At 38.2% G+C, this 16,135-nt stretch carries 23 protein-coding genes and 1 tRNA gene; 7 read left to right on the top strand and 17 right to left on the bottom strand.

The genetic code is table 11. From position 1 onward, the window contains the following. Window position 1: 1 nt before the first annotated feature. From ACYX4O_RS02940 to ACYX4O_RS02860, 17 genes are all read right to left on the bottom strand, one after another. Complete coding sequence (locus ACYX4O_RS02940; protein ID WP_476354451.1) at window positions 2-1,390, bottom strand: VWA domain-containing protein; 1,389 nt, start codon at window positions 1,388-1,390, stop codon at window positions 2-4. A 40-nt stretch (window positions 1,391-1,430) separates the two neighbouring features. After that, on the bottom strand, window positions 1,431-1,649 hold the full coding sequence (locus tag ACYX4O_RS02935) for a hypothetical protein (protein ID WP_476354449.1): 219 nt from the start codon (window positions 1,647-1,649) through the stop codon (window positions 1,431-1,433). A gap of 22 nt (window positions 1,650-1,671) precedes the next feature. Beyond that, window positions 1,672-2,607 carry a type II secretion system F family protein gene (locus ACYX4O_RS02930; RefSeq protein ID WP_476354447.1) on the bottom strand — a complete coding sequence of 312 codons (936 nt, stop codon included), beginning with the start codon at window positions 2,605-2,607 and terminating at the stop codon, window positions 1,672-1,674. A gap of 3 nt (window positions 2,608-2,610) precedes the next feature. Further along, window positions 2,611-3,540, bottom strand: a complete 930-nt coding sequence (locus tag ACYX4O_RS02925) for a type II secretion system F family protein (protein ID WP_476354445.1) — start codon at window positions 3,538-3,540, stop codon at window positions 2,611-2,613. After that, window positions 3,512-4,885 (bottom strand): CpaF family protein, encoded by a 1,374-nt coding sequence (locus tag ACYX4O_RS02920; RefSeq protein WP_476354443.1) that lies wholly within the window; start codon window positions 4,883-4,885, stop codon window positions 3,512-3,514. Before ACYX4O_RS02920 ends, ACYX4O_RS02925 begins: the two co-directional genes overlap by 29 nt. A 35-nt stretch (window positions 4,886-4,920) precedes the next feature. Continuing rightward, window positions 4,921-6,063, bottom strand: coding sequence for a CpaE/TadZ family protein (locus tag ACYX4O_RS02915; protein ID WP_476354441.1), 1,143 nt, complete (start codon window positions 6,061-6,063; stop codon window positions 4,921-4,923). Between the two features lie 48 nt (window positions 6,064-6,111). Next, window positions 6,112-6,852, bottom strand: a complete 741-nt coding sequence (gene cpaB / locus ACYX4O_RS02910; protein WP_476354439.1) for a Flp pilus assembly protein CpaB — start codon at window positions 6,850-6,852, stop codon at window positions 6,112-6,114. A 465-nt stretch (window positions 6,853-7,317) separates the two neighbouring features. Continuing rightward, window positions 7,318-7,390, bottom strand: a tRNA-Ala gene (locus tag ACYX4O_RS02905). Between the two features lie 148 nt (window positions 7,391-7,538). Then, window positions 7,539-8,081, bottom strand: coding sequence for an NUMOD4 domain-containing protein (locus tag ACYX4O_RS02900; protein WP_476354437.1), 543 nt, complete (start codon window positions 8,079-8,081; stop codon window positions 7,539-7,541). A gap of 132 nt (window positions 8,082-8,213) precedes the next feature. Beyond that, window positions 8,214-8,387, bottom strand: coding sequence for a hypothetical protein (locus ACYX4O_RS02895; RefSeq protein ID WP_476354435.1), 174 nt, complete (start codon window positions 8,385-8,387; stop codon window positions 8,214-8,216). A 170-nt stretch (window positions 8,388-8,557) separates the two neighbouring features. Further along, window positions 8,558-8,950, bottom strand: a complete 393-nt coding sequence (locus ACYX4O_RS02890) for a hypothetical protein (protein ID WP_476354433.1) — start codon at window positions 8,948-8,950, stop codon at window positions 8,558-8,560. Window positions 8,951-9,009: 59 nt separating this feature from the next. Further along, complete coding sequence (locus tag ACYX4O_RS02885; protein WP_476354431.1) at window positions 9,010-9,156, bottom strand: hypothetical protein; 147 nt, start codon at window positions 9,154-9,156, stop codon at window positions 9,010-9,012. A gap of 13 nt (window positions 9,157-9,169) precedes the next feature. Beyond that, the gene (locus ACYX4O_RS02880) at window positions 9,170-9,349 is read right to left on the bottom strand and encodes a hypothetical protein (RefSeq protein ID WP_476354429.1); all 180 of its coding nucleotides are present in this window, start codon (window positions 9,347-9,349) and stop codon (window positions 9,170-9,172) included. A gap of 9 nt (window positions 9,350-9,358) precedes the next feature. Further along, window positions 9,359-9,604 carry a helix-turn-helix domain-containing protein gene (locus ACYX4O_RS02875; RefSeq protein WP_476354427.1) on the bottom strand — a complete coding sequence of 82 codons (246 nt, stop codon included), beginning with the start codon at window positions 9,602-9,604 and terminating at the stop codon, window positions 9,359-9,361. Further along, on the bottom strand, window positions 9,601-9,849 hold the full coding sequence (locus ACYX4O_RS02870; protein ID WP_476354425.1) for a hypothetical protein: 249 nt from the start codon (window positions 9,847-9,849) through the stop codon (window positions 9,601-9,603). The genes ACYX4O_RS02875 and ACYX4O_RS02870 overlap by 4 nt, the downstream gene beginning before the upstream one ends. Before the next feature lie 117 nt (window positions 9,850-9,966). Next, a complete protein-coding gene (locus ACYX4O_RS02865; protein ID WP_476354423.1) occupies window positions 9,967-10,266 on the bottom strand; it encodes a hypothetical protein in 300 nt (99 codons plus the stop codon). A 3-nt stretch (window positions 10,267-10,269) separates the two neighbouring features. After that, entirely contained in the window at window positions 10,270-10,428 is a 159-nt protein-coding gene (locus ACYX4O_RS02860; protein WP_476354421.1) for a hypothetical protein, read from the bottom strand. 766 nt (window positions 10,429-11,194) lie between these two features. On the opposite strand from ACYX4O_RS02860, the gene ACYX4O_RS02855 reads away from it, so the two are divergent. The 7 genes from ACYX4O_RS02855 (at window position 11,195) to ACYX4O_RS02825 (ending at window position 16,038) form a co-directional block, all read left to right on the top strand. Then, window positions 11,195-11,332: a hypothetical protein gene (locus tag ACYX4O_RS02855; protein ID WP_476354419.1), complete on the top strand. Its 138-nt coding sequence runs from the start codon at window positions 11,195-11,197 to the stop codon at window positions 11,330-11,332. Window positions 11,333-11,375: 43 nt separating this feature from the next. Then, window positions 11,376-11,855, top strand: coding sequence for a hypothetical protein (locus tag ACYX4O_RS02850; RefSeq protein ID WP_476354417.1), 480 nt, complete (start codon window positions 11,376-11,378; stop codon window positions 11,853-11,855). Between the two features lie 31 nt (window positions 11,856-11,886). Continuing rightward, the gene (locus tag ACYX4O_RS02845) at window positions 11,887-12,624 is read left to right on the top strand and encodes a hypothetical protein (RefSeq protein ID WP_476354415.1); all 738 of its coding nucleotides are present in this window, start codon (window positions 11,887-11,889) and stop codon (window positions 12,622-12,624) included. 15 nt (window positions 12,625-12,639) lie between these two features. Next, on the top strand, window positions 12,640-13,359 hold the full coding sequence (locus ACYX4O_RS02840; RefSeq protein WP_476354413.1) for an NUMOD4 domain-containing protein: 720 nt from the start codon (window positions 12,640-12,642) through the stop codon (window positions 13,357-13,359). A 169-nt stretch (window positions 13,360-13,528) separates the two neighbouring features. Next, window positions 13,529-13,738, top strand: coding sequence for an HNH endonuclease (locus ACYX4O_RS02835; protein ID WP_476354411.1), 210 nt, complete (start codon window positions 13,529-13,531; stop codon window positions 13,736-13,738). A gap of 156 nt (window positions 13,739-13,894) precedes the next feature. Then, window positions 13,895-14,347 carry a phage terminase small subunit P27 family gene (locus ACYX4O_RS02830; protein WP_476354409.1) on the top strand — a complete coding sequence of 151 codons (453 nt, stop codon included), beginning with the start codon at window positions 13,895-13,897 and terminating at the stop codon, window positions 14,345-14,347. A 191-nt stretch (window positions 14,348-14,538) separates the two neighbouring features. Then, window positions 14,539-16,038, top strand: coding sequence for a terminase large subunit (locus ACYX4O_RS02825; RefSeq protein ID WP_476354407.1), 1,500 nt, complete (start codon window positions 14,539-14,541; stop codon window positions 16,036-16,038). Window positions 16,039-16,135 lie beyond the last annotated feature (97 nt).

Raw genomic sequence — 16,135 nt, 5'->3', positions numbered from 1 at the left:
ACTATTCCTTTGTATTCTCACTAAACTTCTCTTTAATAGACTTCTTAAATCTATCTAACTTCTTAGCGCTAATATTTTCTAACTGATTTTCAATCTCCTTAGAAGATTTCTCGGCTAGATCTGATATTTGAGAATCCCATTTTTCCATTTCTGAAATTTGATCATATGTTAGTATTTCTGCATCTTCTGCAAGATTCATAACAGCGGTGATCTTATTACTTTGATCAAGGTGCTTATAATACCAATCATTAGTGAACCCTAATATATCAAAGTAATTATCTGTTTCAGCATATTCTGCTTCTGACATAGCATCCTCTTTCCAATCTTCCCAGGCCTCTAATACTTCTTCAGCACGGTCAAACTCCTCATCAAGATCCTTTTGATTATTAACAGTGCTATACATTCCATTTGATGCTTGAGCTACTTGCTTAAGTTGTTTTTGTGCTTTTGGATCTGCCTGAAACCCAATGATGTTAATTATCGGTTGAGTAGTTGAATCCGAAAAATTCTTAGCTACTTTAGCAGGATTTCCATCGCACGTTTCAATCCCATCACTTACTAGATAGATTAAATTTGTGTTAGCACTAGGATCAAACCGACTCATAGATTGCTGCGATGCTTTTAAGGCATCTGCAATTGGCGTCCATCCTTTAGGTTCAAATTGGTTTAATGCCTCAGAGAATTTTTCTTTGCTATATTGATTAAACGAGTAAACTTGCTCAATGGAATTACAAGATAACTCTTTGTCACTATCGGAACTAGATCCCTTATGGCCATACACACGTAAAGAAATATTTGCTTCTTCAGGTAAATCACTTAAAAAGTTTTGAATAGATTGCTTGGCTAATTCCATTCTTGTTTTGCCATTAACTTTAGCTGCCATACTTCCACTAGCATCCAGAATGACCTCAACATTATAGTTATCTTTGAATTGAAACTTCGAATCAGGTAAATCAGGGTTCCCAGATGCACTGTACTCCCATTTATTTATCAGGTTTTGTGGATCTTCAAAGTCTTGTGCGATTAAGGAATACATATACCTAAAATAAAGTTTCTTCGTTTCTTCATCTGCATCTTGGGGTAAGGGATCCAATTTGCTAAGATCTTCAATTACTTTTTCCTCAACCCCATCAGCATACGGCTCTTGATCGGCATATTTCCCTGGCTCTTGATGGATCAAATCAGATGTGGTTGCTGGTAGTTTAGGCACATCCGCTAAGGCGGATGTACCTGAACTAGTCTTATTCACCTTTTCATTGTTATCTTCATTTGCATTCGAATTATTTGTTGTTATTTTTTGCTCTTCATTACCTTCAGGTTGACCTTGTTTGGTTTGAGACTGTTGCTCATTATTACTACAAGCAGCCAAAAGAAAAGCTATAATGCTCACAAGAACCACAACATTTTTTCTCATTTCTAACTCCCCCTAATCAACCGCCACCACCGATGTTATCAATTAGTCCACTGAACTTCTCAACCACGTCGTTACCAATTCCAGACCCAGACATCGCCTGAGAAATAACCCCAACCACAATCACAACAACCGCCGCAATCCCAATCCACTCAAGTGTCTGAGACCCTCTTTCATCTTCCTTCATTTCCGTCACGAAATTCATCATAGATGCAAACCAGCTTTGCAAGAAATTCATATCATATACCTCCTAAGTTTTTTTAAAAGTTATTAAAAATGCTGTTGTCTCCTAATAACATGTTCATCACCATTAAGCCGGCGATGATTAAAATTGAAACAGGTGCGACTAAGAATGTTGTCACAAGCGTCACTTTCGGTGAAGCTTTAGCCGCTAATTCTTTAACGCGTTCTTCTTGAATCTTTCGAATATCTTCAGCTTGAATTTTAAAAGTTGTTGCGATCGGTACTCCCAAATTCATACCTTGTATTAAAGACTTTATTAATGTTTGAAATTCTGGATTATCGTTTCGACTGAGTAAAGATCGATACGCCTTTTCTCTTGTTACGCCAAGATCAACCTCCTGGTTAAAGCGAGAGAATTCTTCTCGTAACGGGCCGTCAAAATACCGTATCACCTCCCTCAAAGCATGATCTAAACTAACCCCTGCTTGCAGGCTTGTGCTAACTGTGTCTAAAAAATCTGGTAGATCCTCTTTTAACGCTTGCTGGCGTTTCTTTGCTTGTCTCCGAACGAGAACGATCGGGAGAAAATAACCTATAATTGGTGCAAATACGAGCGTGTATTGGGACAAAGGAAGGCCCATAACAACCGAGAGAATTCCTAAAAATACCCCCGCAAAGGTGAGGAAAATCTTAAGTCCTTGAAACCTTTCGACAGTTAGCCCAAGTGGGTTGCCTGCTTTACGCAACCATTCTTGAACATCACGGCTTTCACTGAAGAAGTTGACGCGTTGGCCGATATCAGAGAAATCATCCGCATATCGAGTCACACGCTCGAAGATCGCTGCACGTCGGCTTTTCTTCTTCGTTTTCTTCTCAAACGCATCAATATGCGTCACATCTGATACATGCCCTAACACATCACGTTTGGCCGTAAGGTATGACCAGAAATGCTTTAAAGCAAGCATCGCACATAACCAAAACCCTATAATGGCAACTATAATTAATGCATCCATACGCTACACCCTTATCGTCGTAATCTTACGAATGAGGAAAAAGCTCAACACAAGAGCTGTTATAAAGATAACTAGAATAATTAAACCAGGTCCTGTCCAAAGAGGGTCGATAAACCCTTCCACGATGTTGTTCATGAGTAAAAGGAGTACAACCGGCAAGATCGGAATAATGAACGACGTGTACCGTTGTTCTGACGTCATCGTTTGAATCGTTTGATGAAGAACTTTACGATCTTCTAACGTGGTGGCCATCGTATCCATCGTGACAGCCAAGTTTCCACCGGTTTTCTTCTGGATTAGAATGGTAGCAATAAACAAATTAAACTCTCGTGATTTATTCCTCTTTTGGATCGACCGAAGCGCTGTTTCAAGAGGCACCCCTAGTCGTAATTCATTCGCAATACGGCGGAATTCATCCCCCGCTGGGGCTGCAACTTCTCGTGCTGCAATTTCAATCCCCTGGTTGATTGTTAACCCAGATCGCGCTGAGTTCCCGAGAATCTGACACACCTCTGAAAGCTGGTTATTAAACCGCTCTTCGTATTTATTCTTTCGTAATAAAAATAAGAAAAAGTGCGCGGCCAACATGAGCGCTACCGAAATGACAAAGCTTAAGCCTACTGGTACATTGAAGATACTTGCGAACATCACAAACGACACGAGCACCCCTAATAGAAGAATGCCGATGTACTCAGAAGGCAAGAGCTTTACATTCGCATTACGTAACTTATCACTTAGAGGCTGAGCTTGTTCAGACGCATCAAACTTGTCGCCAATGGAACTAATGAAGCTTTTACGGGCATCTTCTGGATACCAGGTCTTCACCCGCTGCTTCCATTCCTTCTTCGCACTTCGGTAACCAAGAAATGCGTACAAGAAAAGGAGGAAAGAGAGAACGGCCAGACTATATAGTATAGACACTGCGATGGTCATCAGCGTATTCCTCCTTCGGCTTAAAGAACGATTGATCAAACTCTAATCCAAGTGACCGTAAGTGATCGAGGCAGTTCGGCACGACCCCTGTCGCTGTATAATTTCCAAGAATCGTCCCCTCATGGTCAACCCCAGTACGTTGAAATTTGAAAATATCCCTTACTTCAATTTTGTTTCCTTCTTTTACATGGATCTCTGATATGTTCATGATGCGACGAGTCCCGTCAGATAAGCGCTCAGCCTGGATAATAAAATCAATCGCACCGACGATATACTCTCGAATAATGTGCGTGGGCAAATCCATCCCAGCCATGACTACCATCCCCTCTACGCGGTTGATTGCATCCATTGGCGTATTGGCGTGAACAGTCGTTAAAGAGCCTTCGTGACCTGTGTTCATAGCCTGGAGCATGTCAAAGGCTTCGTGTCCCCTGACCTCCCCCACAATGATGCGATCCGGTCGCATTCGTAACGAGTTTTTCACAAGCTGACGAATGGAGATCTCTCCTTTGCCTTCAACGTTTGGCGGCCTTGCTTCCATGCCGACCACATTATCCCGATCAAGCCGTAACTCTGCAGAATCCTCAATCGTGATCAGTCGCTCTTGATGGGGGATAACTTTCGCAAATGCATTCAAAAGGGTTGTCTTTCCGCTTCCGGTACCGCCTGAAATTAATACATTTTGTTTCGCTTTCACGAGGGCTTGAACGAATTGGGACATGTCTTCTGTAAAGGTGTCGTTCTCCTGCAGGTCCTCTACGGTGAACGGCGTCTTGCGGAACTTTCTGATCGAGATTAGCGTGCCCCCTAAGCTAATCGGTTCAATAACGGCGTTGACACGACTTCCGTCTGGCAACCTCGCATCCACCATCGGCGAACTTTCATCAATACGTCTCCCAAGAGGTGCAACAACACGATCAATAATGTGCCGAACGTGTGACTCATCTTTGAAAACGACATTCACTTTTTGAAGTTGTCCGTTCTTCTCAACAAACACTTCCTTCGGACCGTTTACGAGAATCTCCGTAACATCGTCATCTTTGAGCAAAGCTTCAAGCGGCCCGAACCCAACACTCTCATCAATTAAGCGTGAGAGAAGTGATTCTTTATCTTCCCGTGGTAGAACGACCTTTTCCTCAGAAAGGAATTGGTTCACAAGGCGCTCGAGCTTTAGCCGTTTCTCAGATTCTCGTAAACTCGTTAAATGATCTAGATTCGTTTCAGCTAATAAGCGTTCCTTATAGTGATCAACAAGTTCATCAATGTACGTATGATTGGTCAGGACATTCGATTCATAGGTCTCACCTCTTGAACGATCACGGTTGTTGCGTTGAAATAGCGCCATCGTAAGCACCTCCTCTTCCCTTAAAGATTATTGGATTATTTCAACATGGAGCGAACCCAGCCCTGAATGTCCTTCGAAACCGGGGTCAACTTCTTTTCTTTCGCCTCTTTACGGAGCGGTGATCCTTGGTTAACAGCAGCCTGTACCCCTTTGATATCTCGCCGCAACTTGGCTGCAACCGGATAGGTGACAAATCGTTCGAGATCCTTTTTAGTGAGCTCGTTCTCACGCCCTGAGAAGTTAATTACAAGTTCAAGCTTCTCATCTGTGTTAATGGCTAGCTGTTTGAACAAGTCCTCAACATTTTTCAAAATACGTAACGCCGCTGTATCAAGGGAAATCATATAAAAGATTCGGTCAGACTCACTAAGAGCCGTGTAAGTCCGCTCTTCCATCCAAGTAGGCAAGTCAACAATGATAAAGTCATAGTTTCGTTTGCACGCCCGGAGTAGTCGAACGACAAAGTCCTCCCCGATCTTCTCAGCTAACTCCGCATCACGTGGACTGATGAGTACATCTAAGTTTGAATAAGACTCTGACGTGGCAATATTACGAATATGGTGTTCATTAATTTCTTGAATAACCGGAAGCAAATCAATAAGCGAACGGTTGCTACTAACGTTTAAATACGTTTCTGCTCCTCCATACTGCGTATTCAAGTCAATAAATAACACATTTGCCGTCGACTCGAGTTTCAACGCTTGAGCAAAAGAAGAGCCAATTAAGGACTTCCCTGTTCCACCTTGACCGCTATAAAAGGAAAAGATCTTACCACCGCCACGGCGAAAGTTCTCTGTTGAACGATCCCGTGAATTTTGCAGGCGTTGGGATAACATATGAATGCGTTCCCGAAACACGCTTTCTTCTTCTGGAAATACGAGGTAATCAGAGACTCCTAAACGTGTGATTTCCCTTAATAGGTCAAAATCACTTTCGTTATCGATGTACAGAATAAAGGCTTTTGGAAACTCTGATAAAACGGTTTGGATCAGGTCAGAACTCGATTCGTTATCTGTGTTTAACACAACCGCTAGTTCCACTACATGCTTTTTCAACTCATACGATAGATTTTGTGACGACAAATGAGTGAATTGAAATTCCTCTTTCAGCTGGTCAGTGATCGCTTGTTCTAACGTTTCGTTATTTCCAATTAGAAAAATGTCGTGGGTTCTGCTCATTTGGATTCCTCCGAATCAACATGTTTTACCTTTGAGATATTTGTGAAATTACTCTTCACTATCTTGCTCTTGCTTCTCTTTGGTTTCTTTATCTTCTTCAGTAGATTGTTCCTCTTTATTCTCCTCTTTCGGTTTCTGTTCTTCTTTCGACTGCTCCTTTTGTTGAGCCGCTGCAGCGCTTTGACCTACATTAGCTTTTACAATCCGCGTGCTGTCTGCATAGTTTTGCATATGGATCAAACGTGGTACCTTTTCAAACGGTACCTCTACCTGAACCCCTGCAAATTCGCCATCTTTTTTTGCTACCTTTGCTACCTTCACGTCTTCCATAAACACTTCTGTTTTACTTTCTCCTTCGAATTCATGAGAAACAATGATATCAACTCGGTCTAATGCCAGAAGAGGCTCATCGAATGTGACCCGTTCTGAAGACATCATCGTAATTAAACGATTGTCCTCCTCTGTCACAGTCGACACCTGCTTCAGTAAGTTCTTTGTAAGAACGTCTCCTTCTGATAAAGGCACGACCGTTACTTTATTCATCAAATCTTGTTCGTTAGTGATATGTTCATCCCGCAAATACTTCTGAGGAATCTCTTCTGTACGAATATTGTTTGGTGTAATGGCATCTCGAGAAGAGATGTTTTCATTCGCCACAAAGATTTGAACCATCGTCCCTAAATTCGAATTGAGTGCCTGGACTTTTTGAAGCACTAAGAACCCTGACGTTCCAGCAAGCACAATTGCAATTGAAAAGAAGATAATGGCCCTTCGTTTGGACTCAAGCATAGTTCGAAACCACCTTTTCCTAGAATAAAGTCGTATGTTTATAGAGTTGGGCTTGATTCAGATTAGACTCGTAGACATTAGCCACTACAAAAAGAAGCTAATGTGACTTATGTACCATTCCTGCTCATTTTTTAGTCATGCCTACATTCTGTAACTTTCGTCAGTATGGTAACATAAGTATCCTAATTCCAAAGTCCCGAAACCCTAAAATATTACAAGATTACCAAAAAGCGTACAAAAGTCATAGGTTTATAATCCTTCCACCTTTTCTACAAAATGTCGAAACCGGGTCCATCAACTCGAAAAAAAAAGAAATCCTTGCCATAAGGATTCCTTCGTGTTAATGGAACATATTTATTCATTTGGGCTTTTTACTCTGAGTCTATTCAACTAGTGAAATTATCCTGTCCCCTTTTAAAGACAGAGAAAAAGCCTTCTTGCAAATATGCAAGAAGGCTTTCTTGATGGAGCATAGCGGGCTCGAACCGCTGACCTCTACACTGCCAGTGTAGCGCTCTCCCAGCTGAGCTAATGCCCCGAATGTAATACTGTTAAATCAACGTTTTCGTTAATTCTGCTACGTTAATAATACCAATTTGACCTAATTACTTCAAGAATTTTCTTTTACGAAATCGCTCAATAAAAATATAACACCGACCAAATCAACGTTCGTGCTTTCAAGTAATTTATTCAATCGTTAAATAGTCCCAAACATACCCATATGCTGTCGGAATAATTTTCTCGCACGCTTCATAAATAGACGTGGGTTTCTTTTTATCGAAATATCGTGCAGCTTCAGTCATACTTTCAAAAATGTTGATTGTTTTTCCATCTTTTGTTTTTTGAGCAACCGACCTTCTTACACCTCTTTTTTCCGCGCTCCCACGTTTGTTAATATTAGCAACTTCGTTCCTTGTAGCCCATTTCAAATTTGAAGCACAAATGTTTAATGGATTGCGGTCAATGAAAGTTACAAATTCTTCATTTTCTGAAGGTTGAGGTCCGTTGAATAATTCACACACAATTCGACTTATTTTGTATCTTTTGCTTATTTTCTTACAACCGACCATTTTTTGAGCATTAAAATATAATTGATTGCCTCTACCTACTTTTACTGGTTTCATGAGTTTTCCTTCTGCATATTTTTTGAAAGACAAAACATTTCCTAAGTTGCTGATTTTATACATACCTTCAAAATCGGGTAAATCTTTCCAAATTTCTTGAGTCATTGTAAATTCCACCTTTTTTTTTGTTTGTTGTACGATACGTATTGTATTGCGACAAAAACAGATGTAAGGAACAAATTTAAAAAAATATAAAAAAACACCGAACAAATTAATGCTCGGTGCTTTCTTTATTACTTATTTTTTACCAGACATCTGTTTACTTACCATTGCGCTCATTTCAGCATGAGTACAAACACCCTTTTCAACCAACATTTCATTGATTGCATTAATCAATATTGCGTTGACTGCCATGTTTTTGTCATTCAGAGAAATTGAGTCCAATGATACCTTTTTGTTGCCTTTTTTCATAAGTAATACCTCCACAATTTTATTTTTCATTGTGGAATTGTTTTACCCCTTTGATTAGTAATTGGGGAAGTTCTTAGGAACTTGTACCCAACAATACCATATGACCGCATGACTGTCTAAACAGTTATTTCCAAATAGAAAAAGCACCCTTCGAAAAGGATGCTTTATACTTAAATATCGTTTTCAGTCAATGCTTTGTTTCTGCCCAATTTTTCAATTTCAACAGTAAAACGATTGGTAGCATAAAGATATTTAAGAATCTGACTGAATTTGTATTCATCAATGCCTTGTCGTTCCAAAGTCATTTCAACCGTTTTGTAATCTGGCAAATCATCCATGTTTTTTTCTTGTTGCCAGTATGGGTCGAAATAATCAGCAACTTTCTCTACTTCTTCATTCGTGATTATACCCAAATTGGTCATTTGAGCGTCTAACGCTTCTTCGAACCCGTTCAACAGACCAAATATTGTAGCGTCTGGAACTTGGCAAATACCTTGTTGTTTCTGTAATCGGTATGTTTCACCAAGCAATTTTCCTAATACGAGTTTTTGCTCTTGTTCCATCGTCATTCCTCCTACTTGTGTTATTCAACAATTATTTCCACAAATATTTACATTTCCCTTCATTTAGAACGATAAAACTTAGCACGTCTTTCAGCATATATCTCATTTTGTTCTTCAATACGCTCTTGTTCTGGGTCATAAGGCAACGCACTATAAACCATAGCAACGATACTGACGAATTCTAAGACGAGTATGATACATAACACAAATACACTCATCCTACGGTTCATAACGTTTCCCAGTCAATCTAGCGAGGTCTTGTCGTAACTCTGGTGAATCTACGAAAAAGAATACTTGGTATCTTTCACTGTCACGATTCCTAGCAGTATAAAGCAGGTCATGACCGCACCTAACAAGAGCCATAGCCAATGATTTTTTGTAAATTAATTTCTTCCCCATAAGCAACCCTCACTTGTTTGGATTGTATTTTTTCCGTAACTCGACCTGTTCCGCCTTACGCTCCAAAACTGTTTCCTTTAAGAAGAGCATAGTCGTGTTGCTTTTCTTTACTGGTTTCAATTTCCCTTTTTTAATCATCGAATGAACCCTTGTTCTTGACACTTCCAAAAGTTCACACACTTCATTAACCGTTAGCACATTCTCCGATATAAATTCATCAATTTCAACAGAATCAACTACCATTACTTGTTTCATAGCAGCTCTTCAACTTTCGTGGCATTTATGTGGTCAATCAACTTGAAGTGAGGTACGAGAAATTGTGCTTTCTGAAATTTTAGTTCCTTAGCGACTACATATAAATCTGAAAACAACCCTTCAGAAATCATGAGTTGAATTAATGACACTTGGTGAAATCTGTTTGCTTCTTCAGCTCCATGTTTTTGAGTATAGAATACATGTGCCAACGTTTTAATTCCTAATTCAATTTGAGAATCGTTCATTTTTAGCACCACCTATAATTTGTAAATTTGATACTTTTACATTTTAATGGCACTAAAAACGCTGTCAATCTATGCCAATAAAAAAACCACGAGCAATATGCCCAATGGTTAAATTAATTATTCAATTGGTTCAAACTCCTTAAAATTGCGCTCTTTTTTTAGGATATTTGATATTGTTTTCGTACTTTTATATGGCTTATACCCTTCTTTAACGCAAAATTGATTCAATGCTTTCAGATTCTCTTTCTGTTTACCGCCAAAGACGGAATCGTACAAGTGAACAAATTTATCCACTTTATACGTTTGGCGTTGCTTCCTCGATAATCTTGAGATGAAATTACGCTCATGGTCTGTGGTGATAATATCATCATTTATAAATTGGTCTACGGTAACACCAGCACGTTCTGCTAAAGACATAATTTATTCCTCCCGATTTACCATGGTGTGCAACGCATTAATCAAACAAAATACAGTTGTTGCAATAATAACTTGTGTGCTCCAATGGTTGATTCCTTGGTCTGCAAGAGTTGATAGTGTAAAAAAGGTGTTTATTGCTGTTGATATGCTCCATTTATTCATTTTGATATATTCCTCCGTTTGTTGTTTTCGTTCTGATTACAATTGCATTGTATTTGAATAAAAACGTTCCGTAAGATATTCTGAATAAATTTATTCAAATTCCTCGTTCCTTCATTAAATAAGAGCGTGAGAAGAAGCGAATGAATATAGGTCTTCAACAATTAACCAATTACCTTCGTGATATAACTTTTTATATTTACCGCATGTGCTTCTGATTTCCCCTCGAAATTCTATAAACTCCATTTGCTTTCCCTCTCTTCTATCTGATTTCACTACTGTTATATTGTTCAGATATTGCTTGCAAGGGAATCAACGAAAACTTTTTAAATTTATTAACCTAGTCGTTTAGCGTCTATCTGTTCCAATTCCACCGATTTTTCAATAGTCGCTTAGCAACTACTTACCTAGATGATTAGCAACTATCTCTTAGTCGCTACAAATCTATCTCCTAGTCGCTTAGCAACTTCAACCTAGTTGCCAAGCATACTCTAACTACATTAATAACTACATTAATAACTACATTAAAAACAACATTATAAACTGAAATTATTACGCCAAAACTTGCTAGCGCAATTTTGGGTAGACGTATCGTTCTTATATTAATGAAGAGAAAACAATTTCAAAAAAATCACCTAAAGTACCTGTCATTCGCAAATATAACAATACAATGACGTTGTACAAAAAATAATTAAAAAAACTTGGTAAACTATTTACTTTTTATCGAGGACTGTATAAATACTATGAGCGCATAGAAAGGACGGATAACATGAACAAATTTACAAGGACGATTTCCATTACGGTGGAGATATTCAAACAAGGTAAAGTCAAAGCGAAATCTCTTGGACTAACATTCAGCGTTTATGTCGAACAATTGATTCGTGAAGACCTGAAAAAGAAAGATTAATTGAATATTAATTTTCAAAACAAATCACTTGGAGGAATTAATTATGAGCAAAGAAATTTTAATCAAAAGAATGTTACATGAACTGGCACCAAAATTACGAGAATGGGAACAACACAACAATTCGCTAATTATAGATTTAAATGAAGAATTTACCCCTTATCAAAAAGTAATTAGCACTTTAGGATATTACATCAAAATTGCTGACAATGCAGGTTACGAAGAATTTCTATTCGATAAAAAATTAGTTTGGAAATTTTTAAAACAAGAAGGACTTGAAGATATTGCACCGATGTTAGACAAATTCATTTTTTGCGGTGAAAAAGAACCTAAAGTGTGGAGTTTCAGAATCAAATCTTCTACACTTAACAAATTTTTGGGATGGACATTTTTGATATTTGCCATTATTGACAGCATTGGTTTTGCTTTAGGATTAGTAGATTTGTCACTAGTTCTGCTTCAATTCGTTATATCAATACAAGCATTCACCATTGCATCTTTAGAAAAAGCAAACGAGTCCGAATAATCGGGCTCTCATCACTTAAGGAGGGTTGAAATTGACCAAAGAAAACTATCTACATCGAAAAGACCACAATCACAACGACTATTATCAACTTCGGAAAACCTTCCTTCAAGATGACCGATTGGTGAAAAGATTTAAGCAAACAGATTACGCTGTTGTGGTTCTGTATTCAACGTTGGAAAGTAAAGTCTCGTTATCTGCTAACGGTTCTTCCAACGAATTTAAAGACGCTCAAGAAAACTATTTTTGCCGATTCAGCGAAGATGACGCTAGGATAGAGATTCAAATGGGAAGTTCTACATATAAAGAGCGAAAGAAATTTCTCAAAAAAGTAGGTCTTATATGGTTCGGAACTCAAGAGAAAAAGCAACAAGGTTCTGCTTCAAATATTTATGTCACTCCTTGGGATGAATGGGTGAAGAAAAATGGATTGTATTCTCATGGCGAATGGATACATGAACCATCTAGTAAAGATTTCTACAATCCTACCGACATTGTAAAAACACAACCGTTCATTCAATCCAAAGAAGAACCTACTGAAATAGAAATAGCAGCGTTCGAAGATTTGAAGAAACGAGGATTACATGTGGCTAAAGATTTTCAATCACAAAATCGAATGGTTGAACTAAATGCCATCGTTACAGAACAGCTCGGTGAAGGTAAAAAATTCAAAGAAGCAACCATTGAACAAGTTGAAGAAGTTCGCTCATTGGTGAACACTATGGAACAAAAAATAAACGAGGGTAGCGATTTCGATTACCCAGATTTTTAAAAGGAGAAATAAATTATGGAAAATTGGAAGCAAATTAAAGAAACGGATATAAAGCAATATTATGTGTCTGACTTAGGACGAGTGAAAACCATTAATAATGGCAAAGAAAAACTATTGAAAATCGGAAAGAAAACAAATGGTTACAGGAATGTTAGAGTCGATGGCAAAACTCAATACGTTCATCGTTTAGTTGCTGAAGCATTTATACCGAATCCAGAAAATAAACCTACCGTTAACCATAAACGTGGATTGGATGCTGGTGATGGTGTAGATAATCTTGAATGGATGACTTACAAAGAGCAACAAGAACATGCTCTTGAAACTGGATTGCGAACCGATGGAAAAACACCTGCAATTGTTCTTGATACTAACGGTGAAATAGTTAGTAAACATGACACTATAACCAATGCTATGGGTTCCTACGATGGAAAAGAAATCTACCATAGTAAAGACGTTAAGATAAAAGGAAACGTAATAGTAATGAAGCAAGTGGTTTATGACGAATTGTCTGATAGTGAAGTATTTGCTATTGTGTCAGATTGCTTGAATCTTGTAATGAATAATTGGTATGTGGTTGATGGACAGTTATACGAAAGTGGAGCAGAATCTGCTGAACTGTTAAACCGAAATAAGAGTACCATGTTATATAGGTCTAAAGGCAACCGTATTGCTGTTATTAATGGTCACGTTGTATCTCGTGTGAGTGAGCGTATCGGTGTGTTTAACGATGAATAGGTCAACATGCGTTCGATGTGGCAGGAGTTATGATACCAGTGTTAAGCATGACTGTCCGAATAAGCGTGTAAGGAATAAGCATAAAGAATCTGATACAGACAAACTCATACGTGGTGCTCGTTGGAAGAAGTTACGGAAAAGGATAATCAATCGTGATGGTGGCTATTGCTTGCGTTGTTATGCTATCAGAAATAATTATCTTGAGATGAAAGACCTGACTGTTCACCACATTAAAAACAGAAAAGATTATCCTGAGTTGATGTGGGATGAATCGAATTTAATTACGGTATGTGGAACATGTAACAACGAATTAAAAGCATGTAATGACAAATTAGATTTTGAATGGGAACCACCAAGTGATTGGATACCATCTTTGTGACCAGTTGCTCAAGTGACTGGTTATTTTTTATGTCTGCTATCCCCTATGCAACCAAAAGAAAAATATATGGGGATGTGCGAAGACAAGGGGGACTCCATTTTCTACACATGACCCTAAACTCAAAGTTTGTGTGAATTTTTTTAAGGAGCGATATAAATGGCAAATAAACGACAGAAAAAGAAAAAACAGCAGAATCAACCCAAAGAACCTCAACCCACTTTCAATGGCGATTACAAAAATGTGCCATCCAATCTCGATAACTTAGGAAAGCAATGTTACAAATTTCTGCTCGAACAATTAGAAGATAGCAATTTACTCGATAATTTGGATACTCCCCTTCTGGAACAAACTGCTGATACATTGAGCAAACTTCGCCAATGTGACCAAATCTTAAATGATGAAGGAATTTTGCTAAAGCAGATTGATAGATACGGAAATGAAGTCACTAAAGAGCATCCAACGGTAAAAACGAAAATGCAATACATGAATCAATTCAAATCATTATTCCCTCAATTGGGTATGTCACCATCTTCTCGTGCCACTTTAGCAAGCACACAAATTGAAGAAGGACAAACCGAAGACCCATTACTTGAAATGCTGAAAGGTTGAATCAGATGAACATAAAACAACATAAAGCGTATCAATACGCTCTCGATGTAACTAAAGGAAATATCGTGGCAGGAAAATACATTAAAAAAGCGTGTCAAAAGTTTCTCGATGATATAAACGACTCCGAGTGTAAATATTTCATTGATGAAAAGGAACTCAAATTAATCACCAATCTAACTAAATTAATTAATATGTCCACTGGTTTGAAAGTCGGAACGTCAGCACATGACGCTCTCGCTCCATTCCAGTGGTTTTTTATTGTCAACGCTCTTTGTTGGAAACACAAAGACAATCCAGAGAAGCGCAGATACGAGAAATCAGTATTATTAATCGCTCGTAAATCTGGTAAATCATTTTTAGTTGGCCTTATATTCATTCTGTTAATGCTACTCGAACCAGAGCGTTCAGAATTCTATTCAGTTGCTCCTGACCGAGAACTTTCTTCCATTGTGAAAAAGGAAATTCAAAACATGATTGATGTAAGTCCTCACCTTCAGAAATATTTTGAGAAAACACGAAATGAAGTACGTTGTACGCTGAAATCTTCTAAGTTCGTTCCACTTGCCACTTCCGATAACCGTATGGATGGTCGACTAGCAAATGTGTTTGTTGCTGATGAAGTCGGAGCATTGAAGAATCGTTACCCTATTTCTGCTATGGAATCATCTCAAATGAACTTAGTAAATAGGACAGGTATTCTCATTTCTACTGCTTATAACAGCACGAACAACCCAATGACCGAAGAAATGGAATATGCAGAGAAAGTTCTCAATGACGTTATCGAAGACGATACTGTGTTTGCACTGCTTTACAAACCAGATGACCCTAAAGATTGGTTGTCCGATGAATCATTAATGCAAGCAAACCCGTTAGCATTGGAAATACCAGATAACCTAGTACAACTCAAGAAACAACGTGAAAAAGCGTTGGAAATGCCATCAGAACAACAAAACTTTAAGACCAAGCACATGAATATCTTTGTTGATGGTGATGTTACAGAAGAATATGTTCCTGCTGATAAGTTGAAAGATTGTGCCATTAAAGATTTTGATTGGAATGGCAAAGAAGTAAATATTGGAGTCGATTTAGCACAAACCACCGATAACACGTCTGTTTCAATGGTTGCTTATGACAAAAAACAAGACAAATTCATTACTAAAGTGTGGGCATTCTTGCCAGAAGGTAATGTCGATAATAAGAACAAGCAAGAAAAAATCGACTACCGAGTAATGGAGCGACAAGGTTTCTGCTTTTTCTCTGGTTACGATGTTATCAATCAACAAGAAGTAGAAGATTTTGTGCTGAGTTTAGAAGATAAATACGGTGTCAAAATCAAAAACATTGGTTATGACCGTTACAATATCGGAAGTACTGCTAACAGATGGGAAAACGAAGGTTATCTACCAGTTGAAATTAAGCAACATTCCTCGGTTCTTCACCCACCTACGAAACTGCTTAAAGAGAAAATTCTTAAAGGCGAGTTTGCTTACGAATATAACAAACTGTTTGAAATCAATGTGGCTAACGCTCGTGAAGTAAAAGACAATAATCTCAATACGTATGTGAACAAGAAAAAATCACGAGGACGTATTGATATGGTCGCTGCTACGATTAACGCAGTATATTTATGGCATGATGAAATGACTTCTAAAGGAAGCGTTTATGATAGACGTGAACCATTGTTTATTTAATGTGAAGATGGGTCGGGCTTCGCCCGATCCCATCTAAACTTTTTTAAAAAAGATTGAAAAACCTCTTTATTTTGATTCGAGTACTGCACATATATTA

It is taken from the genome of Pontibacillus sp. ABV4_188 (assembly GCF_056311905.1).
Note: the sequence above shows the minus strand (reverse complement) of the source record. Positions and strands in the feature narration are given on the sequence as shown.

Bases quoted from the DNA above. Each gene is read 5' to 3' on its own strand.
- ACYX4O_RS02935 (WP_476354449.1), bottom strand. From the start codon at position 1,649: ATGAATTTCTTGCAAAGCTGGTTTGCATCTATGATGAATTTCGTGACG.
- ACYX4O_RS02930 (WP_476354447.1), bottom strand. From the start codon at position 2,607: ATGGATGCATTAATTATAGTTGCCATTATAGGGTTTTGGTTATGTGCG.
- ACYX4O_RS02925 (WP_476354445.1), bottom strand. From the start codon at position 3,540: ATGACCATCGCAGTGTCTATACTATATAGTCTGGCCGTTCTCTCTTTC.
- ACYX4O_RS02920 (WP_476354443.1), bottom strand. From the start codon at position 4,885: ATGGCGCTATTTCAACGCAACAACCGTGATCGTTCAAGAGGTGAGACC.
- ACYX4O_RS02915 (WP_476354441.1), bottom strand. From the start codon at position 6,063: ATGAGCAGAACCCACGACATTTTTCTAATTGGAAATAACGAAACGTTA.
- cpaB (WP_476354439.1), bottom strand. From the start codon at position 6,852: ATGCTTGAGTCCAAACGAAGGGCCATTATCTTCTTTTCAATTGCAATT.
- ACYX4O_RS02900 (WP_476354437.1), bottom strand. From the start codon at position 8,081: ATGACTCAAGAAATTTGGAAAGATTTACCCGATTTTGAAGGTATGTAT.
- ACYX4O_RS02895 (WP_476354435.1), bottom strand. From the start codon at position 8,387: ATGAAAAAAGGCAACAAAAAGGTATCATTGGACTCAATTTCTCTGAAT.
- ACYX4O_RS02890 (WP_476354433.1), bottom strand. From the start codon at position 8,950: ATGGAACAAGAGCAAAAACTCGTATTAGGAAAATTGCTTGGTGAAACA.
- ACYX4O_RS02880 (WP_476354429.1), bottom strand. From the start codon at position 9,349: ATGGGGAAGAAATTAATTTACAAAAAATCATTGGCTATGGCTCTTGTT.
- ACYX4O_RS02875 (WP_476354427.1), bottom strand. From the start codon at position 9,604: ATGAAACAAGTAATGGTAGTTGATTCTGTTGAAATTGATGAATTTATA.
- ACYX4O_RS02870 (WP_476354425.1), bottom strand. From the start codon at position 9,849: ATGAACGATTCTCAAATTGAATTAGGAATTAAAACGTTGGCACATGTA.
- ACYX4O_RS02865 (WP_476354423.1), bottom strand. From the start codon at position 10,266: ATGTCTTTAGCAGAACGTGCTGGTGTTACCGTAGACCAATTTATAAAT.
- ACYX4O_RS02860 (WP_476354421.1), bottom strand. From the start codon at position 10,428: ATGAATAAATGGAGCATATCAACAGCAATAAACACCTTTTTTACACTA.
- ACYX4O_RS02855 (WP_476354419.1), top strand. From the start codon at position 11,195: ATGAACAAATTTACAAGGACGATTTCCATTACGGTGGAGATATTCAAA.
- ACYX4O_RS02850 (WP_476354417.1), top strand. From the start codon at position 11,376: ATGAGCAAAGAAATTTTAATCAAAAGAATGTTACATGAACTGGCACCA.
- ACYX4O_RS02840 (WP_476354413.1), top strand. From the start codon at position 12,640: ATGGAAAATTGGAAGCAAATTAAAGAAACGGATATAAAGCAATATTAT.
- ACYX4O_RS02830 (WP_476354409.1), top strand. From the start codon at position 13,895: ATGGCAAATAAACGACAGAAAAAGAAAAAACAGCAGAATCAACCCAAA.
- ACYX4O_RS02825 (WP_476354407.1), top strand. From the start codon at position 14,539: ATGTCCACTGGTTTGAAAGTCGGAACGTCAGCACATGACGCTCTCGCT.